The 2,801-nt window shown below is 68.7% G+C and carries 3 protein-coding genes; all 3 read left to right on the top strand.

What is annotated here, in order from left to right:
• Positions 1 to 135 precede the first annotated feature (135 nt).
• On the top strand, positions 136 to 1,767 hold the full coding sequence (gene tnpC / locus AC08OU_RS19235) for an IS66 family transposase (protein WP_476605460.1): 1,632 nt from the start codon (positions 136 to 138) through the stop codon (positions 1,765 to 1,767).
• Positions 1,768 to 1,943: 176 nt separating this feature from the next.
• Complete coding sequence (locus tag AC08OU_RS19230; RefSeq protein ID WP_476605459.1) at positions 1,944 to 2,339, top strand: hypothetical protein; 396 nt, start codon at positions 1,944 to 1,946, stop codon at positions 2,337 to 2,339.
• An 11-nt stretch (positions 2,340 to 2,350) separates the two neighbouring features.
• Complete coding sequence (locus AC08OU_RS19225) at positions 2,351 to 2,707, top strand: hypothetical protein (RefSeq protein WP_476605458.1); 357 nt, start codon at positions 2,351 to 2,353, stop codon at positions 2,705 to 2,707.
• Positions 2,708 to 2,801 lie beyond the last annotated feature (94 nt).

The raw sequence follows: 2,801 nt of genomic DNA, 5'->3' as shown, positions 1-2,801 counted from the left end.
AACACATCGCACCCAGCCTCGCCGGAAACGTGTCCATTCACGGGTGGGGCTGACCTGCGGGGTTGAGCGCTGCGGGACGACGCGCCGGGGGCGGGGTGCTTGATCTTCTGGCCGGGATGGTGATGATCGTTCCTTGTGTCCCCGTCGCCCGGTCCGGAGGTGGTTGAGCGGCTTCGTGCCGCCAATGCCCGGTTGCGGGAGTTGCTGGCGGTCCGGGATGGCGAGCTGGCGGCGCTGCGGGTGGACAAGGACGCCGAGGTCGCTGAGCTGCGTGGGTTGCTGCAGGTGGTGACGTTGCGGGTGGCGGAGCTGGAGCGCCAGCAGCGGTCGGGCAGTGACGACTCGGGCACGCCGTCGTCGAAGGAGCCGATCGCGGCGAAGGCCCGACGGAAAGCGGAGCGCAAGGCCACGCGGGAGCGTGACACCGATACCTCCTCGCGGGAGCGGTCGGCGGACCGGTCACGAGGTGGGCAGCCGGGCCATCCGGGGCGGGGCCTGTCTCGGGATCCGGATCCGCGGCAGCGTGAGCAGGTCCCCGCGCCGCAGGAGTGCCGTGCGTGCGGGGCCGGCCTGAACGACGTCCACGATGCGGGGAGGGCATGGTCCCAGACCTGGGATGTGCGGGTGATCCGGTGGCGGACGGAGTACCTGCTGCCGCGGCGGGAGTGTGGGTGCGGGGCCACGACCACCGCCACCCCGCCGTCGGGCGGGCTGGTGAACGGGATCAGCTTCGGGCCGGTGCTGAACACCGCGGCGGTGGCGTTGACGGCGTTCGGGAACGTGCCGGTCGAGCGGGCCGCGCACCTGGTAGGGATGCTGACCGGACAGCAGGTCTCGGCCGGGTTCGTGGACAAGGCGAACGCCCGCCTGGCCGCGCAGCTGACCGGCGCCGGGTTCGCGGAGGCGATGCAGGCGGCGCTGCTGGCCGAGCCGGTCCTGACCGCCGATGAGTCCCCGGTCGAGGTGGTCACCCCGGCCAAGGATCCCCAGACCGGCGAGCCGGTGCCCGGGGCGCCGCACGTGATGGTGCTGCGGACCCCGGACGAGTGGTTGGTCTTGCTGACCGCGCTGGACTCCCGCCGCCACGAGGAGGTCATCGCCTCGCTGCGGACCTTCACCGGCTGCCTGATCGTCGACGGCTACCTGGCCTACCAGAAGCTGCTGCCCTGTACCCGCGACCATGACCATGCCGTGCAGGAGTGCCGGGTCGGGCCGCTGGCCGGGCTGCAGCAATGCTGCCAGCACATCATCCGCCGCTGCCGGGGCGTGGCCAAGCTCGGCCCCGGCACGTTGCAGTCCTGGGCCACCGTCGTCCGTAAAGTGCTGGGCGAGGCCCACGAGCAGGTCGAAGCCGCCCGCGGCCGCGGCGAGAGCGCCCTGGACCCCGAGGTCCTCACCGCCCTGCGGGAGCGGTACGACACGGCCGTGACCAGCGGGATCGTCCACAACCGGCACCGGGATTGGGACAGCGGCAACCACCCCGGGTTCACCCTGGCCACCTGGCTGAAGAGCCACGCTGAGCAGGTCTGGCTGTTCACCCGCAACCTCGCCGTCGACTGGACCTCCAACGCCGCCGAACGCGGCGTGAAACCCGCCAAACGCCACCAAGCGGTCTCCGGCTACTGGCAGAACGACCAGACCCTCGCCCGATGGTGCCTGATCAACTCCTACCTCACCACAGCCCGCAACCACGGGCTGACCATCCTCGACGCCATCACCCGCGCCCTCAACGGCCACCCCTGGCTGCCCCAGCACGCTCCCGCATGACCCCTTCACGGTCAACCCGTGAATGGACACCCGGAAACCTCTCCCCCGACACGGCGTACCACCCAGAAGTGCCACCAGCGGGTAACGGTCCGCTGAGCGAGCGCCTCCAACGGTTCAGGGACGACAGCCGTGAAACGCGAGCCGGACGGGCGTATTACGAGGAGGACGACGAGGTCATGTTTACCGCGGCGCAATCCGTTCCGGTCGAAACGGCCCTCTTCACCGTGGACATGCACGGCGACCCGGGCCACGTGTACGTGGGAACCGAGTCGCTCACCCCGTCGGAGTTGAGCAACCTCATTCGCTCAGACCCGCGGTGGAACGGCAGCGACGTAAGGTTGTTCGCATGCGAGACCGGAGCGGCGAGTGATGGGTTCGCCCAACAACTGGCGGATGATTTAGGTGTCACCGTCAAAGCGCCGACAGAATTGGCATGGTCGGATGCCCGCGGACGAGTATTCGTCACCTCCGGATACGAGGACGCCTACGGCAATCTCATGCCGAGAACACCAGCCGACGGAACCTGGGTCAGCTTCCATCCTCGCGCGAGTCAGACGGGAGTCATGGAGTGAAAATTGCCCGCGTGTATGACGACGAAATAGACGTCCGCCACGGCAGGGAGGTGTTGCAACCCGCGGAGGCCGGCAGGGTCGGGGAGTTCCTCAATCAGGGGCACATAGTGCGTCGCACCACGGCACGACTCCCGGATCGCGTCGATTCTGCTCGCGGACGCGTCGTTCCCGCGTCGATGCTCACCGACGGCACCTGGATCTGGAGCGCCGCCGTCGCGTACTACCTCAAGGAGCACGGGATCGCCCCGGAACCGGACTTCATTGCCTACATCAGGAACCGCAACTACGTGCCGCACCTCCCCACGGATGAGCAGGTCACTGCGGCCCTCGACACGCTGCAAGAGTTGACGCAACCGCCAGCGCAGTAGCCGCCCGGAACTGCCGATGGTTTCGAGACGTCCGCAATCCCGCGTCGCGCCGTGGCCCAGGATGCCGCGCCACAAACTGGGTCTTCGAAGTTGG

Source organism: Frankia sp. CcMO1, assembly GCF_977945845.1.
The sequence above is the reverse complement of the archived record's forward strand: the minus strand, read 5'-3'. Positions and strand labels throughout refer to the sequence as shown.